General features: G+C 68.5%; 16 protein-coding genes. 6 read left to right on the top strand and 10 right to left on the bottom strand.

Annotated features, from left to right (window positions below; all coding sequences use genetic code 11):
• Positions 1 to 171 precede the first annotated feature (171 nt).
• Positions 172 to 450, bottom strand: coding sequence for a hypothetical protein (locus tag ACZDWJ_RS18480; protein WP_463523426.1), 279 nt, complete (start codon positions 448 to 450; stop codon positions 172 to 174).
• Between the two features lie 24 nt (positions 451 to 474).
• On the opposite strand from ACZDWJ_RS18480, the gene ACZDWJ_RS18475 reads away from it, so the two are divergent.
• The 4 genes from ACZDWJ_RS18475 to ACZDWJ_RS18460 all read left to right on the top strand — a co-directional run bounded on the left by ACZDWJ_RS18475 (position 475) and on the right by ACZDWJ_RS18460 (position 9877).
• Entirely contained in the window at positions 475 to 2958 is a 2484-nt protein-coding gene (locus ACZDWJ_RS18475) for a hypothetical protein (RefSeq protein ID WP_463523424.1), read from the top strand.
• Entirely contained in the window at positions 2955 to 7661 is a 4707-nt protein-coding gene (locus ACZDWJ_RS18470; protein ID WP_463523422.1) for a DEAD/DEAH box helicase, read from the top strand. The genes ACZDWJ_RS18475 and ACZDWJ_RS18470 overlap by 4 nt, the downstream gene beginning before the upstream one ends.
• A 75-nt stretch (positions 7662 to 7736) precedes the next feature.
• On the top strand, positions 7737 to 8198 hold the full coding sequence (locus ACZDWJ_RS18465) for a hypothetical protein (protein ID WP_463523420.1): 462 nt from the start codon (positions 7737 to 7739) through the stop codon (positions 8196 to 8198).
• 20 nt (positions 8199 to 8218) lie between these two features.
• The gene (locus ACZDWJ_RS18460) at positions 8219 to 9877 is read left to right on the top strand and encodes a nuclease-related domain-containing DEAD/DEAH box helicase (protein WP_463523418.1); all 1659 of its coding nucleotides are present in this window, start codon (positions 8219 to 8221) and stop codon (positions 9875 to 9877) included.
• An 8-nt stretch (positions 9878 to 9885) separates the two neighbouring features.
• Here the strand turns inward: ACZDWJ_RS18460 and ACZDWJ_RS18455 are convergent, their stop codons facing one another.
• The 3 genes from ACZDWJ_RS18455 to ACZDWJ_RS18445 form a co-directional block, all read right to left on the bottom strand.
• Positions 9886 to 10896: a helix-turn-helix transcriptional regulator gene (locus ACZDWJ_RS18455; protein ID WP_463523416.1), complete on the bottom strand. Its 1011-nt coding sequence runs from the start codon at positions 10894 to 10896 to the stop codon at positions 9886 to 9888.
• Positions 10896 to 11783: a helix-turn-helix transcriptional regulator gene (locus ACZDWJ_RS18450; protein ID WP_463523414.1), complete on the bottom strand. Its 888-nt coding sequence runs from the start codon at positions 11781 to 11783 to the stop codon at positions 10896 to 10898. The genes ACZDWJ_RS18455 and ACZDWJ_RS18450 overlap by 1 nt, the downstream gene beginning before the upstream one ends.
• Positions 11784 to 11903: 120 nt before the next feature.
• The gene (locus ACZDWJ_RS18445; RefSeq protein ID WP_463523412.1) at positions 11904 to 12665 is read right to left on the bottom strand and encodes a DUF2510 domain-containing protein; all 762 of its coding nucleotides are present in this window, start codon (positions 12663 to 12665) and stop codon (positions 11904 to 11906) included.
• Between the two features lie 113 nt (positions 12666 to 12778).
• Between ACZDWJ_RS18445 and ACZDWJ_RS18440 the strand changes: the two genes are divergently transcribed.
• Together ACZDWJ_RS18440 and ACZDWJ_RS18435 are read left to right on the top strand one after the other, a co-directional pair.
• The gene (locus ACZDWJ_RS18440; protein ID WP_463523410.1) at positions 12779 to 13453 is read left to right on the top strand and encodes a hypothetical protein; all 675 of its coding nucleotides are present in this window, start codon (positions 12779 to 12781) and stop codon (positions 13451 to 13453) included.
• 101 nt (positions 13454 to 13554) lie between these two features.
• Positions 13555 to 14361 (top strand): hypothetical protein, encoded by an 807-nt coding sequence (locus tag ACZDWJ_RS18435; RefSeq protein WP_463523408.1) that lies wholly within the window; start codon positions 13555 to 13557, stop codon positions 14359 to 14361.
• Positions 14362 to 14689: 328 nt separating this feature from the next.
• Here the strand turns inward: ACZDWJ_RS18435 and ACZDWJ_RS18430 are convergent, their stop codons facing one another.
• From ACZDWJ_RS18430 to ACZDWJ_RS18405, 6 genes are all read right to left on the bottom strand, one after another.
• Positions 14690 to 15307 carry a class I SAM-dependent methyltransferase gene (locus ACZDWJ_RS18430; protein ID WP_463523406.1) on the bottom strand — a complete coding sequence of 206 codons (618 nt, stop codon included), beginning with the start codon at positions 15305 to 15307 and terminating at the stop codon, positions 14690 to 14692.
• Positions 15304 to 15507: a YgaP family membrane protein gene (locus tag ACZDWJ_RS18425; RefSeq protein ID WP_030485876.1), complete on the bottom strand. Its 204-nt coding sequence runs from the start codon at positions 15505 to 15507 to the stop codon at positions 15304 to 15306. Before ACZDWJ_RS18425 ends, ACZDWJ_RS18430 begins: the two co-directional genes overlap by 4 nt.
• Positions 15504 to 15671 carry a hypothetical protein gene (locus ACZDWJ_RS18420; RefSeq protein WP_169741828.1) on the bottom strand — a complete coding sequence of 56 codons (168 nt, stop codon included), beginning with the start codon at positions 15669 to 15671 and terminating at the stop codon, positions 15504 to 15506. The genes ACZDWJ_RS18425 and ACZDWJ_RS18420 overlap by 4 nt, the downstream gene beginning before the upstream one ends.
• A 150-nt stretch (positions 15672 to 15821) precedes the next feature.
• Entirely contained in the window at positions 15822 to 17987 is a 2166-nt protein-coding gene (locus tag ACZDWJ_RS18415; protein ID WP_463523403.1) for an MMPL family transporter, read from the bottom strand.
• A gap of 39 nt (positions 17988 to 18026) precedes the next feature.
• A complete protein-coding gene (locus tag ACZDWJ_RS18410) occupies positions 18027 to 18851 on the bottom strand; it encodes a TSUP family transporter (RefSeq protein WP_463523401.1) in 825 nt (274 codons plus the stop codon).
• Position 18852: 1 nt separating this feature from the next.
• A complete protein-coding gene (locus tag ACZDWJ_RS18405) occupies positions 18853 to 20361 on the bottom strand; it encodes a rhodanese-like domain-containing protein (protein WP_463523399.1) in 1509 nt (502 codons plus the stop codon).
• Positions 20362 to 20368: the final 7 nt, after the last annotated feature.

The following is a 20368-nucleotide window of genomic DNA, read 5'->3' as shown; positions in this document are numbered from 1 at the left end:
CATGCCAACCGGCTGAGCCAAGAAAAACAGTCTCCGGAAACTCCGGGGCGGTTCATCCTGATGCACTCAGGCATGCCGACCCGCTGCCTTGCCGACCTCTACAGACTCATCTCGGAGCGCCGCCGGGTCGTTCCTGGCTTGACCGCAGGCGACTTCGTGGCCTGGGTGACCTCACGCAGCCACCAGCATCAGCTGAGCGTCGCGAAGCCAGTGATCCGATTCCTCGAGCACGGCGACGAGTTCGCTCTCGATGTCCTGGATCGAGCTTTCGACCTGCTCGATGTCGTCGCTGCTGGCGGGGACGGCGGAGACGTGATGTTGCCGGTTCGCTTCCGGGAAGTGGCGGTCGATCTCCACGCGCGCGGCGAGATCCAGCCCGTCCGCCACCGCGGTGCGCGCGCAGGCGGCGTGCACGACCGCCCTCACTTCGTCATCGATCCCTTCGGCCAAGGGCTCGTTCTCCGACTCCCAGCCGTGGGTGAGGCTCCGGATGGATCGGCAACGTGGATCGTCGGGCTCGATGCCAGCAGCCGACGGATCGCGACGCGAGCGATAGAGCCGGGATCCAACGAGCCGGCGCCTCAGACGGATGTGGCGATCCTGGCTCCCGTCCGTGCAGCGACTGTCGCCATGGCCGGTCGCGAGGATCTCGCCCTGACACTCAACCTCGTCGACGAGAGCGACCCCCTCCTCGCCTTCGGTGAGGACGGAATCCAGCTGTCTGGAGCGCTTCCGCTACCGGGGCGTCCGGTCTGGCTCCTGTTCCCCGGCGAGCCGGGCGATCTCCAAGCACACGGGTCCGTCCAGATCGCCGAAAGCCCACTGCCCCCTGGATGGACTGGTTGGTCCTTGGTGCTGATGGATCTCGAGGGCTGTGCGACGGTTCAGCTCCTTGGCTCGCCGCACACCTCCAAGGTGCATCAGGTCCGGCAGTATGCGGCCGCCCGCATCGTCGCCGAGGATCCAGTGCGCGGCGTCCGGACGTCAGGTGGGCTTCCTGTCATCGCGTCCGTCCCAGTCGTGCACCTTCCTGCGGAACTTGGCGAGGCCCACTGGGATGTCGTGTTGCTCGACGCCTCTGGTGCGGTGGTCTCCCGGTGGGTCCGGTCCGACAACGACAGCGATCCCAATTCGATCTGGACCTCGCTCCCACGTCCGATCGTGGGCACCTACACCGTGCGTGTCAGAGGTCCCTGGGGTAGAGGCGCCAGTCGCACGGTGAAGATCGTCGAGGGGCTCGGGGTGAGCTACTCGCCGTCATGGAGACGATTCGTCGAGAGCGGTCTTCAGCCGAGCGAGGTCAAGGTCGTCGTTCCGGACGGCATCGACGCGTCACAGGCGGTTCTGTCGCTGGGACGGCGCGATCTCGAGAGGTCTCTGCACCTCAGCGCGCACGGGGAACGGACTTCGCTCGTCATCACGCCGCCCCACATGTCAGTCGCGTATCAGTCGGCGTCCGAGACGAGGATGGCCTCGATCAAGCCGCTGCGGCTCTCCCGAGAGGGAGTAGTCGCGGACCCTGGCGTCCTGGTCCTCGATCTCGGCGATGTGGGAGAGCCCGTCCTGCGGATGGTGGCGCCCGAAGGAGTCGTGCAGACGGTGCCGCCTCGGGCGGGGCGCCACGGTGTCTACCAGTTCGACCTCGCCCGCATCGTCGACACCCTGGGCGCGCACCCGCAGGTTCGGCTCTCCCTCGACGACGACGGTGAGGTGCTCCTCGGCACCATCCGTCCCCAGTCGCTCTTCAGCGACGTCACCCTGGCCGACGGCCGCCTCGAATTCAGAGACTGCGTCGACATCGAAGGTCTGTCCGCACTTGTCTACGCGGCGCGAGCACCCTGGCGCCCCCCTGTCGTGCTCCCGATCGAGGGAGGCGGCTGCTCCCTGCCGAGTCACCTTCGATCCGCAGGTCCTCTACGGATCGTCGTCCGCGTGGAGGACCCCTGGGCTCCCGAGGAGATCCCCTCGTGGCCAGACGCTGCTCGCTCTGTACTCGTCGAATCTGTCGGTCATGTGACGGAGGGCGACCACGAGGAGTCGGCCCTTTCGGCGTACCTGGCGGGCGAGGGCGAGCTGCCGGCGTCGGCCGACATCTCTCGACTGTGGGCCGTTCGGGGACTCATCGGAGGGCTGGCTCTGGGGGAGCGGGCAGGCGAGGTCGTGGCGGCGATCGACGCGTTGGTCTACGCCCACCCACGGGATGCCCTCCTCTCGCTGTCCGCATCGGATGTCGCGGATCGCTCGATACCGACCCTGCTGATTCAGACCGGTCTTGCGTGGGCCTCGCTCGCGCAGGCCCACGATGACGCACCGCTGGCTTGGACGGGGCGTGGAGCCTTGCCGGCTGCGCTCCTCTCGGCGGCAGATCTCGTGTGGTCCGACGACGAGGTCGCAGCTGCCGAGGACATCTGCGGCTCGGTCGTGTTCGACCTCGTCCAGGGTCGTGATCCGTTCGCAGCCTGCGGACGACTCGACGACAGCGCTGATGTCTTCGATCAGATGCCCAGCATGCGAGCCGACTTCGTCCGACAAGCCGGCTTGGTTCCCAAGGGGCTCCTGTCAGGTGACTCTCGAATCATCTCTGCGATGGAGTTCATTCGGAATCGTCAGCATGAGCGACTCTCCTTCTTGGTCAACAACGCCCACAAGCTTCTGCCGGAGTGCAGCAAGGCGCTGGCGCTCATCGGCGATCGGCGGTCGATCGAGGCGTTCGGCGCCCGATCCCACCCAACGCGGATAGGTGGCTGGCGTGTCGTGCCCTCCATCTCGTTCGGTTGGGCGCTCGCCGCCCGACACGCAGCGCGGGGCAATCAGACAGCGCGAGCCTGGATTCCACGTCAACAGCGGATGTGGGGAGATCTCGCGCGAGTCGTCCCGCAGCTCGTCACGACAGATCTGCTTCTCGCCGAGCTGCTCGTGGCCGGCTCCATCACCGAGCATCGGGAGTTCTCCGCATGAGCACGAGCATCGACGCGGTCGCGGCAGCTGAGAACATCAAGTCCACCTACCGCCGTTATCTGCAGTCGCTGCTAGCAGTGCGTGATCCGGACATCGATCTCGCGCTGCGCCGAGCAATCGACGCGACGCCGATGCTCGACAAGGGCCCTTACCTCGAGGCCACCCCGCCCTATGCACCCGGCCGCTCGCCTCGTGACCTGATCGAGGAAGAAGTGCTTCACCCCGAGTTCGCGGCTCTCGCGTCACCTGCGCTTCCGCTCGATCGCTCCCTCTACATCCATCAGGAACAGGCCATCCGGAAGGTTCGGCGAGGTCGCAATGTCGTGGTCGCCACCGGGACTGGTTCCGGAAAGACGGAGTCGTTCCTTCTCCCGATTCTGGACGCACTTGTGCGAGAGCGGGCGGCTGGCGAGCTGGGGCCTGGTGTGCGTGCGCTGCTCCTCTACCCGATGAACGCTCTGGCCAATGACCAGATGAAGAGGCTTCGGCAGCTCCTCGCGACCTACCCTGACATCACCTTTGGTCGTTACACCGGCGACACCGAGCGTGAGCCGACAAGAGCCCGTGAGCTCTTTGGAGCGCTCAACGCTGGCGAGCCGATGCTTTCCAACGAGCTGCTCAGTCGTGTGGAGATGTGGAAGTCTCCTCCCCACCTCCTGCTCACCAACTACGCGATGCTCGAGTACATGCTCCTGCGGCCCCAGGAGATGAGTCTCTTCCCTTCGGGGGCAGATTCGCGCTGGCGCTTCATCGTGGTCGACGAAGCGCATGTCTATGACGGAAGTCAGGGCGCAGAGATCGCGATGCTGTTGCGTCGAGTCCAGGATCGCGTGGGGACGAGCCGTCCCATTCAGTGCATCGCGACGTCTGCGACAGTCGGTGGTGACGCGGAGCCTGGTGCCGTGACACGCTTCGCCAGCAATCTGTTCGGTCGGCAGTTCGAGTGGGTCACGGGTGACCCGTCAAGGCAGGATCTCATCCGGGCCCAGCGGGTCGAGATGCCGTCCGGGCCCTTCTGGGGGCCGTTGCAGCCGAGGGAGCTCATCGAGCTCGCCGGCCAACCTGACCCCGAATCTGCTCTGCTGGCTGCTGCGGCCGGCCGTTGGGTCGCGCCTCCAGGACAGGCTCCGTCGGCTGCGATGGCGCTGCTGCACGAGCAGTCGCTCGCTGAGCTCCGGCGTGTTCTCGCCCGTGGCCCGAAGACCTTCACCGAGGTCGCAGGCATCCTCTTCGGCGACGACCCGGATGCCGGCCCAGCCCTTTCAGCGCTAGTCGATCTCGGCAGCTCGCTACGCGCTGGCGACGGAACGACGCCGCTCTCGGCGCGCTACCACCTGTTCCTCCGCGCCACGGAGGGCGCCTTCAGCTGTCTCTCCGACTCTGGTCCCCACGTTCAGCTGGCACGCCACACCGACTGCCCCGCCTGCGAGGCTCCGGTCTTCGAGGTCGGGTCGTGCACGCGATGCGGCGCCGTCCACGTCGTCGGGGAACTCGTGTCGGAGGACGGAGTCGTTCGTCTCCATCCCCGCCGCGCAGGCAGTCGGGGCACCTGGCTGGCGTTGGGAGACGAGGCAGCCGTCACCGATGAGGACGAGGACGCCGTTCAAGAGGATGCGGCTGGTGTTGACGGCGCGGACGTGAGCCTCTGCGCCGCTTGCGGGTGCGTATCAGAGGGACTAGCCGCGAGCAGCTGCGCCGGATGCGGTTCGGGAAGGCTGCGGAATGCGCGCCGCCTTAACCAGCACGGCGAGGAGGTCTCTGGTTGTCTGGCCTGCGGGGGCCGCGGCGCCGGAACGGTGCGCGTGTTCGAGACGGGCTCAGACGCGAGCAGCGCAGTCATCGCGACGGCGCTCTATCAGGCGCTGCCCCCCAGCCCGGACGCCAGGGAGGCCGTACAGCCTGGCGAAGGCCGCAAGCTTCTCGCCTTCAGCGACAGCCGACAGGCGGCGGCATACTTCGCGCCCTACCTGGAGGACTCCTACGCTCGCGTCCAGCGCCGACGTCTGATCGTCCAAGGTCTGATGGCCGCCCGAGCACATGAAGAGCCGGTCGCCATCGAGGACCTCGTCTTCTCCACGCGCAGCAGTGCCGCGCGGATCAAGCACTTCCCAGGCTCCATGACCGCGCAACAGCAGGGTCGACTGGTGGCGCCGTGGGTCATGGCGGAGGCGCAGGCCACGGATGATCGACAGTCGCTCGAGGGCCTGGGCTTGGTCCGGATGAAGATGTACCGCGATCCGTCGTGGGCGGCCCCTGCTCCGCTCCTCGCCCTCGGTCTAGGCGAGGAGGAAGCCTGGGATCTCATCCAGGAGCTCGTGCGTTCCCTGCGTCAACAGGGTGCCCTCACCATGCCCGAGGATGTCCCGCCCAATCACGAGATCTTCGCGCCGCGACTCGGTCCGATCCGCGTTCGACTGTCTGGTCCCGAAGCGCTCAGAAAGGTTCTCTCCTGGCTGCCCGGAAGCGGCAGGAACCGCCGGCTCGACTATCTCAGCCGCGTCCTCGATGCGATCGGGTCGCAGCACGACGCCAGGCCGGTCTTGGAGGGCATCTGGAAGTTCCTCACACACCCCACCACCCCGGTGGACTGGTTGCGTGCGACGACCGAGCCCGGCCTCGGGCTCGTCTACCAAGTCGATCATGAGCGCTTGCGCCTGTCCTGGGTCACTGACGAGTCGCCGATATACACCTGCTCCACGTGCCGTCGAATGGCTCCCGCCTCCATTCGGGAAGTCTGCCCGGCGCTCGGGTGCGAGGGCGTCCTCCAGGCCTACGCGCCGCCGTCGGCCGATGACGATCGCGATCACTACCGACACCTCTACCAGTCGCTGCACCCCGTCCCGCTGAGCTCCAAGGAGCACACGGCACAGTGGGCGAACACTGAGGCAGCATCGATTCAGCAGCAGTTCGTCCGGGGCCGGATCAACACCTTGTCATGTTCGACGACCTTCGAGCTGGGTGTGGACGTGGGCGAGCTGCAGGCGGTGATGCTGCGCAACATGCCGCCGCGCACAGCGAACTACCTCCAGCGAGCCGGCCGAGCTGGGCGTCGGGCTGGCGCTGCAGCCTTGGTGGTCACGTATGCGATGCGGCGCTCCCACGATCTGACCAAGTTCGCGGACCCCGAGCAGATGATCATCGGCGAGGTGCGGGCGCCATTCGTCCCGCTCAGCAACACTCGCATCGACCGCAGACACGCACACTCCGTGGCCTTAGCGGCCTTCTTCCGCTGGCACTTCGAGTCGCTTCACCGGATTGATCGAACGGCTGGAGAGTTCTTTCTCCCGACCGACGGGCGTTCACCGTCCGTCGGGTTGGTGGCGTCGTTCCTCAATCCTGTTCCTGACGATGTACGCGACGCTCTCAGCCGGATTCTTCCTGCCGACGTCCTGGACGAGATCGGCGCCGCCGACGCCAGCTGGGTCACCGTTCTGGTGGATCTGCTGGAGACCGTTCGCCTCGAGCTGCACAACGAGGTCACCATCCTTCAGGAACTTCAGGCAGAGGCTGCGGCGAAGGCCAACTACAACCTGGCGGAAAGGTTCAAACGAGTCGCGAACACGCTTCGGAAGAGAGATCTGCTCGGCTTCCTCGCCAACAGGAACGTGCTTCCCAAGTACGGATTCCCTGTTGACTCCGTCGAGTTGAAGACCAACTTCGGCTACGGCAAGCAGATGGGCGGATTGCTCGATCTTTCACGCGACCTGTCGCAGGCCATCTACGAGTACGCGCCGGACGCGACCATCGTCGCGGGCGGCCAGTTGTGGACCTCACGAGGGATCTACAGGCTTCCCGGACGTGATCTGGAGGAGCGGAGCTACTACGTGTGCAATCGTTGCAGCGGCTTCCGAGCGGGAGTCGTCGATGTCGATTCCGCTTGCTCGCACTGCGGCGAGATCGCCACCTCAGCGCCGCGCACGGTCATCAAGCCTGAGTTCGGCTTCGTCTCGGCGCGGGAGCCTCAGCGCCCGGGGCCACGGCCGCCGCAGCGCTCGTGGAGCGGCGCGGTCCACGTGCTGGCCGCACCACCCGATGCCGTCACTTACATCAAGTCCATTCGCGGAGGGAGCGTGGCTGTGACGGTCGGATCACGCGGTCGGATGGTCGCGATCGCTGATGGCCCTGGAGGCAGGGGCTTCTGGGTGTGTGACTGGTGCGGCTACGGAAGCGCGCGTGCGATCACCGGGAAGCCTGCCAAGCACCAGAATCTGCTGACGAACAAGCCATGTGGCGGCAGCAGCCGACTCGTTGACCTCTGTCACGACTACGAGACTGATCTCTTGACACTCGACTTCGACATCCTGGGGTTCTCGGGCTCTCAGGCTGCCTGGAAGTCGGTCCTCTACGCAGTGGTGGAAGCAGCGTGCGAGACGCTCGAGATCGCTCGTGACGACATCGGGGGCTCCCTGACGCCAGTCGGCCCCGACACGTGGTCCGTTGCTCTCTTTGACACGGTCTCGGGCGGCGCTGGCCATGTCCTGTTGGTCGAGGAGCGACTCGACGATGTGCTCGTGGCTGCGTTGAGACGCGTTCAGAGCTGTGAATGTGGGCCGGAGACCTCGTGCTACGGATGTCTCCGTAGCTATGGGAACCAACGGGACCACGACGATCTCTCCCGGGGGGCAGCCGAGCAGATCCTCACGCGGCTGCTGAAGGGGGCAGGAGACATCGATGCGGCCCACGACCTCCGATCCCTTCGGTGACGCGCACTCAGTGGTCGAGATGACTCGGACGTTGGCGCCATGGTTGCCCTGTACCCAGCCAGACGAGGAGAACTGATGTCTCAGCAAAGCCCGCACCAGCTGACCGATCGCGTCGTATACGGCGTGGCCTTTGATCGCCTCGTCTTCGCTCCCGACGGATTCGTCCGTTCTTTCGCTGATGAGTACGAGCGCTGGCGGTCCATTGGCAACTGGAGGGAGGCGGTGGACCTCGCGGTCAGCGCTGACGTGCTGCCGTCACCCTTCGACCCCGAGGACGCCGAGGATCCGGATCAGCCGTTCGACCTGGACGCGCTGAGCGCGGTGGAAGACGGCGACTGGCCGCCGATGCTCGAACACTTGGTACTCGACCTGCTTCCCGTGGACTGGTCGGTCGGGGAGGTGCAGGACACGGTGCTCAACGGGTCGTACCTGCACCTCGAGCCGTCGCAGGAGGACGAGCTCGTCGCGGCGCTTCAGCGCATCGGCGTCACCGCCGTGCGCGACGATGCACTCATCCGGTCCGCCGGCTCCAGCTGAGCCGCTGAGAAGGAGTCCCCGTGCCCGCACGCAGCATCCCCGAGACGCCCACGTTCGTCACCGGTTCTGAGCAGCAGGTCTGGGAGAAGGTCTGCGCTGCGCTGCCGGCCGAGGCCATCGTTCTCCCGAACCTCCGGCTCACCGACGAGCAGAAGGACCACGAGGCCGACCTCGTCGTGCTGATCCCCGAGAAGGGCGTGCTCGTGCTCGAGGTCAAGGGCGGCTCGATCTGGCATGACGCGTCGGGTTGGTGGATCCGGCGTGCCGACGGCGACGAGCGGTGCTATCCCGTCGACCAGGCCCGCGACAGCAAGCACGCGCTGCGCCGCTATGTCGAGAGCGATCCCCGGTGGGGGAGTCGAGGCCACGTTGCCTGGGCCCACGGCGTCGTCGCGCCGCACAGCGAGTTCGGCGACGACTTCAGCGTCCCCGAGCTGCCCCGATGGGCGCTCCACGACAAGCGGGAGCAGGCCGTCCTCGGCGAGCGCATCGAGCAGAACGCCTGGGGGATGGGCACCCACGAGTGGGCGCCGACCCACGACGACGTCGAGCTGATCGCCGAGATCCTCACCGGCCGCGGACACACCACCTTCGACGTGAACGCCGAGGCCGACGAACGAGCCGCCGAGGCCGACCGCCTCACGCAGGAGCAGATGGTGATCCTGCAGGTCACCCGGCTGCTGCGTCGCGTCGAGGTGCGCGGGGGAGCGGGGTCGGGCAAGACCGTGCTCGCCCTGCAGAAGGCCAAGGAGCTCGCCCGCGGCGGCAACGGTCGCAAGCGCGAGCGCGTGGCGCTCCTCTGCTACTCCATCGGGCTGGCGGAGTACCTCAAGCGCGTGGTCGGCACGTGGCACCGCAACCACCAGCCGGCGTTCGTCGGGACCTACGAGGAGCTCGCCCGCTCGTGGGACATCTCGGTCGACGACCAGGCGCACAGTGACTTCTGGGAGGTCGAGCTGCCCGAGCTGATGGCGGCCCGCGCGGCCGAGCTCCCCGACGGCAAGCGCTTCGACGCCTTCGTCGTCGACGAGGCCCAGGACTTCGCCGAGTCCTGGTGGTCGCCGCTGGTCGCGGCGCTGCGCGACGAGCAGAGCGGTGGGCTGTTCGTCTTCGCCGACGAGAACCAGCGTCTCTTCGAACGGTTCGGACGGCCGCCGGTGCAGCTCGTCCCGCTTGTGCTCGACCACAATCTGCGCAACACCCGTCAGATCCACACCGCCTTCGGCCCACTGGCGCCGTCCCGGATGCACTCCCGCGGCGGGCATGGGGAGGACGTCAGGTTCGTCGCGGCCACCTCCGAGGAGGCGATCGACGCGGCCGACGACGTCGTCGAGTCGCTGCTCGACGACGGATGGGACCCCGGCCGCATCGCGCTCCTGACCACCGGACACCGCCACCCCGAGCAGACCGCGCAGACCGAGCGCCACGGCAAGGTCGGCTATTGGCGCTCCTTCTGGGAGGGCGAGGACGTCTTCTACGGACACGTCCTCGGCTCCAAGGGTCTCGAGCGGTCCTGCGTCGTCCTGTGCGTCAACGAGATCGGCGAGCGCGACCGCGCCCGCGAGCGTCTCTATGTCGGCATGTCACGTGCTACTGACGTCCTCGTGGTCGTGGGCGATCCCGAGGTGATCCGACGCACCGGCGGCGACGAGGTCGCGCGCCACCTGGGCCTGACCTGACCGACTGGTCACCCGGCTGACGGCGGCGGGCCCTCGTGGTGGCTCAGGAGCCGCTCGATGAACCCCATCGCCTCCGGCAGCGCGTGCCGCGGCTCGAGCACCCGTGCCGCCGGGCCGCTCGCCATCAGCATGAGGCCGACGCGCTCGCCGATCGGAGGCAGGAGCGCCAGTGAGGCGGTGAAGGTCTCGGCGTTCTCGGACTCGACCCGCACCTCCTCGGCGTACATGTCGGCCACCCATCGAGCGTCCTGGGCCAGCTCCAGGCGCACCGTGGTGGTGGCCCGCTGGGCCTCCAGCCTCGACGCCAGGCGGTCCGGCGGGTCGAAGGTCTCGTCGAGCGGCTCGACCGAGCGGATGTTCGCCAGCAGGTAGGTCCACAGGTTGCCCAGCGGGCCGACCGGGCCGGCGTCAACCTCCCAGCCCCGTCGGGTCTGGACGAGCCGCAGCGGGTCGATCTCCCGCGTGCCGACACCGGCCTCCCAGGCCCGGGAGTACCCGATCCGGACCCTCTGACGCCGCGCCACGGCATCCTGGAGACGGCGGAGCACCTCGCTGCGGTAGGCCGGCAGCGAGTCCTCGGCTCCGGCAGTGGCGTCCCCGGTCATCGTCTCGACCAGGACGGCCAGCGCTGAGGCCAGGTCGTCGTCCGGGGAGAGGTCATGGAGGGCACGCCCTGCGGTGTAGACGACCGCGAGCTCGCCCGCGGTGAGGTGCTCGACGCCGAGGCCGGTCGTGCCGGAGCCGACGACGCGCACGACCGACTCCGCGATCTCCACCGGAGCGTCCGGATCGTCCTCGGGGTGCACGAACTCCAGCACCGGAGGCCGGAACACGTCATGTCCCCAGCCCCAGGACTCGAGATCGAGGTAGGCGACGAGATCCTGCTCGAGCTGGTCGGGGTCGACGTCGAACCGTCGAGCCAGGTCTCCGACGGTCAGCCCGGCCGGGTAGGAGGAGAGCAGGTCGACGATCTCGGGCAGCCGGGACAGCCGGCGCACGAAGTGGGGGACGGCAGTCATCACAGACCCGCCATCGTGCGCAGCTCGCTGACGATCTCGTGGCGGATCTCGTCCGGGCCGACGATCCAGACGCGCGAGCCCAGCACGAGGATCCGGGCGCGGAAGGCGGCGCGATGGGTGATGCGGTAGGTCAGGTCGAGCGTCGCGTCCGGGCCCTCGCCGTGCTCGACCCGAGCGACCGGCGCTCGAAGCCAGCGAACGACGTCCGACTCGTAGTGCCGCGTCGTCCGCACCACCACCTCGACGGCCGGGTCGACCTCCCACAGGAGCGGGTGCAACGGGATCCGACGCATCACCTCGACCGTGCGTGACGTCCCCGGGGCGGCGAGCTGGATGTCGGACATGCGGCCGACGACGAAGTGCTTGAGCACCTCCTGCTCGTCCTCGACGCCGCTGAGGTACCACTGGTGGTTCTGGAAGCGCACGGCTCCCGGATGCACGCGGCGCGGGGATCCCTTGTAGGAGAAGCTGATGACGCTGCGCATCCGGACGGCCTCGAGCGCGCGCTGCAGCTCGACCGCCCGCCGGGGGACGATCGTCGAGCCGACGCCCTCGGGGAGTGAGGACGCCTCGACGCCCAGCCGGCGCGCGAGGTCGGTCCGATCCGCCAGGATCATCGCCCGATGCAACGCGGCGCGCTGCCCGTCGGTCAGCCGCACCTGCAGGCGGTTGTCCCGCGTCTCCATCCGATAGCGGGCCGGCATGCCGGGGCCGGCGACGTTCTCGATGCTCCAGCCCTGCTTGCGCAGGCGGCGGAGGTCCGCGCCGAGCTGATCCTGCGGCGCCCCGGTGCCGGTGAACCCGGCGACCTCGAGCAGCCGTGGGGCCTCGACTCCGACGGCGCCGGCGTCGTCGAGCACGCTGATGATGCGCGCCAGGCGGCTCATGGCCGCCACCTGATCGCGTCCTGGTCCTGAGGGCACCGAGCCTCCTCGCGTGGGTCGGCGGTCATCATCTCGTTCGCCCGCGATGTGCGCAGGCGATTCGCCCCGGCTGCTCGAGGAGATTCAGGAGCTCGTGGTGTCGGTGCCCGACGGAGTTTCCGGATCGAGGCCGGTCACCAGGGCACGGGCCTCCATGACGCTCTCGGCGGCCTTGCTCCAGCGCCACCGCATGCGCTCGAGGATGTCCGTGTCGACATCGCAGTCGAAGTCGGAGATGCAGTCGCTCCACTCGGAGACGGTGCGGGTGTAGAGGTTCAACGCCTTCTCCAGCAGGACGCCGGCGTCAAGGCAGTCTGCGGGGACGTCCGTCAGCTCGGTGCGGCCATAGGCGATCGACGCCTCGCCGACCATCTCCGAGAGGTCGGGCTGCGAGAGGCCCACGTCGAGCCGCGAGTCGACGTCCCGCAAGGAGTCCATGAGCGGCGTGATCGCCGTCGTGCAGGCGAGGTGGGCCGCTCGCGCGTCGGCGACTCGCTTCTCCTCCTTCGCCTTGGCCGCCTCGACTCGGCGCCGCTCCGCGGCGGCCTTCGCAGCAGCGCGCTCGCGTCGGTCGGCGGCCTCGTCGCTCCGATGCTTGGCGACCAGCCCTGCCGACGTGCCACCCGCCAGGACGATCGCGATGGCGACCGCGACCCCGACCTTCGTGCGACGCTGCCAGCGGCGACGAGCCACAGGCGCCTCGCCGATCGTTGCGGTGGCGTCGAGCCACCGCTCGCCGTCCCAGTAGCGGAGGACCTTCGGGTTCTCCGGATCAGGTCGCCAACCCGGACTCTGTGGAGTCGGCTCGTCGGCGTCGAAGCCAGTTGTGGAGATCTCGTCGTTCATGGCCGTACCGTGCGTCCGACCTCCGAGTCTTTCGAGGATCCCGAGAGGACGGCAGTGCTGTCGCGGAGCGGCGCGGGCTTTGCTCGGCACTCGGCCTTAGGGTCGGGCGGGACATGTCGTTCGTCGGGACAGGAGCCGCAGTGAGTCAGCTTGTCGCCTTCTACGAGGAGGAGCCCACGGCCTTGAAGGGGCGAGTCGAGCTGCGTCAAGAGCCCCTGGCCGCCGCCCAGGGAGTCCGCTCGACGGACGGAGTCATCCGGCCTTCCCTGGTCTACGTGAGGCGCAGTAGCGAGGCCGGCCCGTTTCTCGTCCCCTTCGGTGAGTTCGACGACTGGTCGTTGCGGGACCGCTACAACGAGGCCATCCGGATCATGAACACGCTGGGCGCTGCATCGATCACCTGCGAGACGTTCCGCGAGGTGTCGCGCCGACGAGGGATCCGGGGGCGCATCAGGGGCCACGGCGGAGATCTTGCTCAAGAGCGCGTGGAGAACAGCGGTTTCGACTTCCGGCACGACGGCGCCGGCAGCATGCCCCGCGATCCACGCCCCCTGCGTTGGCCTGACGAGCCCGGATTCTCGGCCGCTGTCAGCAGCGTCTTCGACAACGGGGCGACGGAGGTCGGCATCAACATCCGGAGCAACCGGACCTACTCGGTCGATGGATCGCTGGGAAACGCGCTTTCAAAGCTCGGGTTCGAGCTGGGTGTCGGTAGCGAGCAGTCAGGTGCGACCAGCCTTCACATCCGGGCTACCTTCCCGGCCCAGAAGAAGAACTGGAGCAGATAGCCAGCCGGCGTCTCCTGGGCGGCTGGCCCGGACGCGTCGAGCTGGGGGAGCAGTGGCTGAACGCCACGAATGACTCGGACGTCCTACCTACCTTGCGGTCCATGAAGATCCTCCTGCGCGTTGCTGCAGCCGTAGCCTCAACGTCCCTGCTGGCACTCAGCGCCTGCTCGTCCGCGAACGACCTCCAGAAGGCGGGGGCGACCCCCGCAGCGACATCAGCCACACCCGCAGCAGGCAGTGCGGCCGATGAGGCCCCGACCGGCGATGGCGCGGACGTCAAGCCGCTCGCCTTCAATGCCTCCGGCCTCCTAGGCGGCACCGCGAGCCCGCGCTTCGGCAAGGGCGAGGCGGGAGAGGTCTCCATCGTCCAGGTCGGCCCCCTCGACACCGAGCAGGGCGTCCTCCTGTTCGCCTTCCGCAACAACACCGCGGATGGGATCTCCCATGTCGACTGGACCGCGACCGGTCGGAGCGGTGGCTCCATCGTCGGAACGGGATCCAGCCAGGGCACGATCCCGGCTCAGGTCGCGCCAGGCGAGGTGGGCCTGGGCTACATCTACTTCGAGAACGCCAGCGCGATCCCGCAGAACGCCCAGTACGAGTTCGCCGTCGAGACCGTCCCCGTCGACACGAGCTCCTTCAACACCGCTCCCTTGAAGGTCAACGAGGTGAACCTCGTCGGCGGCGCGATCGTCGGGTCCGCGACGAACGAGACCGGCGCCTCGACCGACGGCCCCTACAGTGTCGCGATGTACTGCTTCGAAGGGAACGACCTGGTCAGCTACCGGAGCTCCTTCACTGAGCAAGACGGCACGATCGACGACGGCGGAACCGCGACATTCACTGTCGACCTCTACGGCGAGAAGTGCGCGAAGTATGTGATTGGCGTCGACGGCTTCTTCTCCTGAGCGTCGCTGCCAGCCGGTGACCCTCGGAACGAAGAACGGCGCCTGCTCCGAGGAGCAGGCGCCGTTCTCGGCTACGAGCGAGCGGCGGTGGTCGGATCAGGCTCGACCACCGGACCGGTCAGATGTCGTAGTACTGACTGACTGACCCATGCTGACCTGCGCAAACGTCGAGGTTGGCCGGCTGTTTGTACCGGATGTGTAACAGGCTACCGGGTTGCTGGTTGCTCTGGGCGTCCCACGCTGAGAGGGAGCGCCTAGATTGATCTAGATGTGAGCCGCTTTCTAGATTGGCTCCACGTCGCGACGAAGCCCGGTGGAGTCGCGGAGCTCAATGAGAGTCGTCCGTTCGCCGCGCGGTGACCCAGGTGAACTGCTGCTCGGAGCCGTCGGGAGTGTGGTGGATCCGCGTTTCGGCGTGGGTGAGGGTGAAGGCGGGCGCGAAGAGGGCGGCGAGGTCGTCGGCTGAGTGCCGGGCCGTTGGCAGGCCCGAGCAGGACGTGGGTCCGTCAGGGCCGAAGGTGGCCAGGACGAGCAAACCGCCGGGGGAGAGGGTGCGGGCGGCCAGGTCGACGTACGCCGATTGGTCGGCCGGAGCGGTGAGGAAGTGGAGTACGGCGCGGTCGTGCCAGGCGTCGTAGGTGCGCGCGGACTTCCAGGAGAGGACGTCGCTGACGACGTAGGTGACCCGGCCCTTCGCGGAGCCGAGACGTTCGCGCGTCACTGCGACCGCCTCGTGGGAGATGTCGAGCACGGTGATGTCGTCGCGGCCGTCGGTCAGGAGCGCGTCGGGGAGCCTGGACGCGCCGGCCCCGATGTCGACCACCGAGCCGGGCTGTCGGCGTAGCAGCTCCACGGAGTGGGTGGGCGTCTCCTCGAACCACGACACTTTGTCGAGGTCGCGCGACGCGAAGACGGCATCCCAGTGATCAGCGCGCTCGTCGCTCATCGGAAGGCGCACCCGTTGCTGACGCCGAGTCGGCGGAAGATGACGGCGGCGGGGCAGAAGCCGGTGATGGACGACTGGAGCAGGTTGAGCCCGACGAAGGCGGTCAGCAGCAGCCACCACGGTGACACGAGGGCGACCAGCAGGGCGCTGAGCAGGGTCATGGTGCCGGCGAGGAGGAGTACGGCGCGGTCGAGATTCATGCCTTGCCTCCGAAGAGGCGGCTGAAGAACCCGATGCCAGCCTCGCGGGGGTGGCCGGCGCATCGGTCGGCGCGCGGGACGCGGGAGAGGACCTGGTCGACATGCTGGCCGCAGCCGGCCCAGGTGGTCTTGCCGCACTTCTTGCAGCTGACTGCTCGGCACATGTTGGAACTCCTTCGTTTCGAGGTGATGGTGCGGGAGAGGTGAGGGTGGTGAGGCTGGGATGGGAGGTGTGGTCCGGACAACCGTGGGGACGGGCGCTCGGACCACGTGCCGCGGCGTAGGGGGGACACGCCGCGGCGGTCGAGGGGCGATCAGCCGTGCGAGAACGTGATGGTCGGCAGCACACGTCGCAGCCAGGCCGGCGACCACCAGGCGGCTTTGCCGGTAAGGCGCAGCATGACCGGCAGCAGCACGAGCCTCACGAGGAAGGCGTCGAGCAGCACGGCGACGCCGAGCACGATGCCCATCTCCTTCGGGGGAAGCGGGCCGGAGAGCGCGAAGGTGAAGAACACCGCGACCATGACCGCGCCGGCGGCGAAGATGACCCTTCCGGAGTGGGCCAGTGAGCCGACCATGGCGTCCTTCGGGTCGCCGGAGTGTTCGTAGTGCTCCTTGGCCGAGGCCAGCAGGAACACCGTGTAGTCCATCGCGATCGCGAAGATCATCGCGAAGAAGAACACCGGCGCCCACGCGTCGAGGAAGCCCTGGCTCTCGAAGCCGAAGAAGTCGGCGCCGAAACCTTCTTGGAAGACCAGACGGGCCACGCCGAAGGCGGCGGCGGTCGAGAGCAGGCTGGCCAGCGTGCCCAGCAGCGAGATCAGCGGCGCCTGGAGCGCGACGAGCAGCAGCAGGAAGCCGAGCACGAGAACGACCCCGATCACCAGCGGCGTGGAGTCGTCGAGCTGGGCCTTGAGGTCGAGGTTCTCCACCGCCGCGCCTCCGACGAGTGCGCCCTCGGGCAGGTCGGCGCGCAGCCGGTCGACGGTGTCGCTGAGGGCGGGGTCGGAGGGGTCGACGGTCGGGACGGCCTGGATGAGGACCAGCCCGCTGTCGTCGGCCGCCGGCATGGCCGGCATCGCCCCGGCGATGCCGGGGTCGGAGGCGAGCACGGTGCTCGCGGCGTCGGCGTCGGCGTCCTTCATCACGATGTGGAGCGTGCCGGGCGCACCTTCGCCGAAGGACTCCTGGACCAGGTCATAGCCAATGCGGGCGCTGGCGTCCTCGGGCAGGACCTTGATTGACGGCATGGCGGTCTTGAGGCCGATGATCGGGGCGGCGAGCGCGAGCAGCACGATGAGCGCGCTCAGGCCCCAGACGACCGGGTGCTTCCAGAGCCGCTCGCCCCACGCGGCGAACTTCGGGGAGCGGTGCTCTCCGGTCTTGACCCAGGGCAGGGACAGCTTGTTGATCTTGTGGTCGAGCTTGGACAGCACCAGCGGTAGCAGGGTGAGGGTGGCGGCCAGGACGAAGACGACCGAGAGCATGATCCCGCCGGCCATGGAGCGGAAGGACGGCGACGGCACGAGCATCACGGCCGAGAGCGAGATCAGGACGGTGGCGCCGGAGAGGAGCACGGCCTTGCCGGCGGTGTCCATGGTCTCGGCGACGGCCTGGCGGGCGGAGTTGCCGGAGCCCATGCGGGAGGCGCGGTAGCGGACGACGAGGAAGAGCGCGTAGTCGATGCCGAGCGCGAGGGCGAACATCATCGCGAAGTTCATCGCCCAGATGGAGACCGGGACGAGCTCGTTGATGAGGACCAGTGAGCCGGCGGAGGCGACGAGGCCGGCGAGGGTCAGGATCAGGGGGAGGCCGGCGGCGACGAGGGCGCCGAAGGCGAGCACGAGGATCGCCATGGTGACGGGCCAGGAGACCATCTCGGACTTCAGCATCGCTTCGAGGTTGGCCTCGTTGAAGTCCGACCACAGCAATGAGGAGCCGGTCGGGTTGACCTGGATGCCTTCGACCGAGAGGTCCTGGAGGTCTCTCTTGAGGTCGGTGGCGACACGGACCATCTCGTTGGTGTCGGCACCCGCGCCGGCGAGGATGATCGCGGTGCTGCCGTCTTGGCTGATGGTCGCGCCGGGCATCGGCGCGATCACCTCAGCGATGCGGGGCTCGGCCTGGAGCATCCGGGTCACCTGGGCGAGGACATCGGCGCCGGGGCCCTCGGTGACGGGGCCGTCAGTGGAGTGCACGACGACCTGGATCGCGGAGGAGGCGTTGCCGCCGAAGCTCTCCTGGGCGAGCTCGCGCGCGGCGACGGATTGCGAGCCGTCGGCCTGCCAGCCGGCGCCGGACAGGTTGTGCTCGACCTGGGGGGCGAAGGCGCCCAGCCCGATGATCAGTAGCAGCCAGACGCCGGTGACGAGCTTGGCGTGGTTGGTGACCCAGAGGCCGAGACGGCCCAGGGGTCCGGGGCGGAAGCCGGGAGTGAAGTCGCGGGAGGCGCCCTTCGACGGGGCGGTGGTGGTGCTCATGGAAGTTCCGTTCGGTGAGGGGTGAGCGATGGGGTGTGGTCAGAGGAGGGCGGGGACGGCGCGGGCGGCCGTGTAGACGGCGACGCCGAGGACCAGGACCGCGAAGGCGCCCTGGAGCCGGTTGGTGCTGACACGGTCGGCGAGACGGGCCCCCGCGACGGCTGCTGCTGCCGACATCGCGGTGAGGACGGCGACGGACGTCCAGTCCGGCGGGACGCCGGCACCGGCCCGGACGGCCAGGGCGGCGGCGCTGGTGATGGTGATGACCACGAGCGAGGTGCCGGCGGCGTACTCCATCGGCAGCGCGAGGGCGAGCAGGAGGGCGGGCACGACGAGAAAACCGCCGCCCACGCCCAGGAAGCCGGTCAAGGTCCCGACGACGGTGGCGGTCACCAGTACCTTGAGCGCCCGGGGGCACTGGCAGGCGAATGTTGGGCTGAACGTGATGATCGGGTCGTCCAGGGCTGGCCGCGCGGCGTGCCTAGGGTCGTCTCGGCGACCGTGGCGTAGCTGGCGCCAGGCCAGCATCCCGCCGACCAGCAGCATCAGGGCGGCGAAGGCGGCCAACAGGACGTCCTCGGAGACCAGATTTGACGCCTTTGCTCCCGCCATCGCCCCTCCGATCGCGACCAGGCCGAAGGCCAGGCCGCGGCCGAGCAGCACGTTGCCTGCGCGGTGTGCGGCGATCGCCCCGATCAGGGAGGTGACGCCGACGACCACCAGTGATCCGGTGGTCGCCTGGGAGGCGGACTGGCCGAGCAGGTACACCAGCACCGGCACGGCCAGGATCGAGCCGCCGCCACCGAGTGCCCCCAGGGACAGGCCGATGAGCGCGCCGGCGACGACGGCGAGGAGCAGTGTCATCTCAGGCGTCGGGCCCGTCGGCGCCGTCGGTCGTGTCGGTGCTGTCATCTTCGGGGCTCACTAGGTGCAGACCGACCTTCTCGGCGTTCTCGAAGGAGTCGTCGACCGCAACCGGGGTGCGGCCGGCGGCAGCGACGAACGAGGCAGCGACCGAGGCGCGGTAACCGCTGGCGCAGTGCACCCACACCTCACCGGCCGGCACCTCGCCGACGCGACGGGGCAGCTCGTGGATCGGGATGTTGACCGCCCCGGCAATCGCTGCACCCTCGTACTCGTCGGCGCGGCGCACGTCGAGCACCACGACGTCGCGGTGGTGACGCACCTGCGCCAAATCGGCGAAGGTGGCGGTGGGGAAGCTGCTGAGCTCGCCGTCGCTCCAGTCCTGCGGTCCGCCGGTGGCCTGGGCTGCGGGCCGGTCGATGCCGATCCGGACCAGCTCGCGCTGGGCGGTGGCTACGTCCTCGGCGGTCTCGCCGAGCAGCGTCACGGCGGTGCCCCACTCGATCAGCCAGCCCAGGTAGGTCGAGAAGGCACCGTCGAGACCGAAGTTGAAGGTGCCGGGGGCGTGCCCGGCGGCGAAGGCCTTGCGATTGCGCAGGTCCACCACCCACTCGCCCGCCTCGATCCGGCGCCGCAGCTCGGTCGCGTCGGCCTCCTGCACCGGGGAGAGGTCGGGCGCGGAGGGACCGGCGGCGTTGGCCGGTGACATGTGCACGTAGTACGCCGGCCAGGCACCGAGTCCGTCCAGCAGCTCGCCGACGTAGGTCTCCTCGTCCTGGGTCAGGACCGGGTTCGAGCGCTTCTCGTCGCCGATCGTCGAGGCGGTGGCATCGGACTGCGTGGCCGAGCAGAACGACCCGAACCCGTGCGTCGGGTAGACCTCAGCCTCATCGGGAAGCTCGGTTGCGAGCTTGTGCGCCGAGGCGTGCTGGTGGCGCACCAGGGCGTCGGTGTGCTCCTCTCCGAGCAGGTCCGGCCGGCCGGTGGCGCCGTAGAGCAGCGAGCCGCCGGTGAACACGGCGTACGGCTCCTCGCCGTCGGGCCCGTCGGGCCCGTCGGGCCCGTCGACCGAGAGCGCGTAGGAGAGGTGGGTGAAGGTGTGGCCGGGGGTGGCGATCGCGCGGACGCGCATGCGGTCGCCGACCTCGACGACCTCGCCGTCGGCGATCGGGGTGCGGTCGAAGGACACGTCGTCCTCGCCGTTGACGAGGTAGGCCGCTCCGGTTGTCTGCGCGAGGGCCAGGCCGCCGGTGACGTAGTCGTTGTGGATGTGGGTCTCGAAGACGTGGGTCAGTCGGACCCCGTCGGCCTCGAGCACCTCCAGCACCCGGTCGATGTCGCGCTGCGGGTCGATCACGAGGGCGACTTCACCGTCGTGGACCACGTAGGTGCGGTCGCCGAGGGACGGCGTCTCCAGGGTCCGGAAGGTCAGCCCGTCGGCTGGCCGCTGCTGCGCCTCCTCGGTCGCCGAGGCCGGCGCGGGTGTCTCGGTGGTGGTGTCGTCAGTCATATGTTCG

It is taken from the genome of Nocardioides sp. B129/18, from assembly GCF_055282735.1.
The sequence above is the reverse complement of the archived record's forward strand: the minus strand, read 5'-3'. Positions and strand labels throughout refer to the sequence as shown.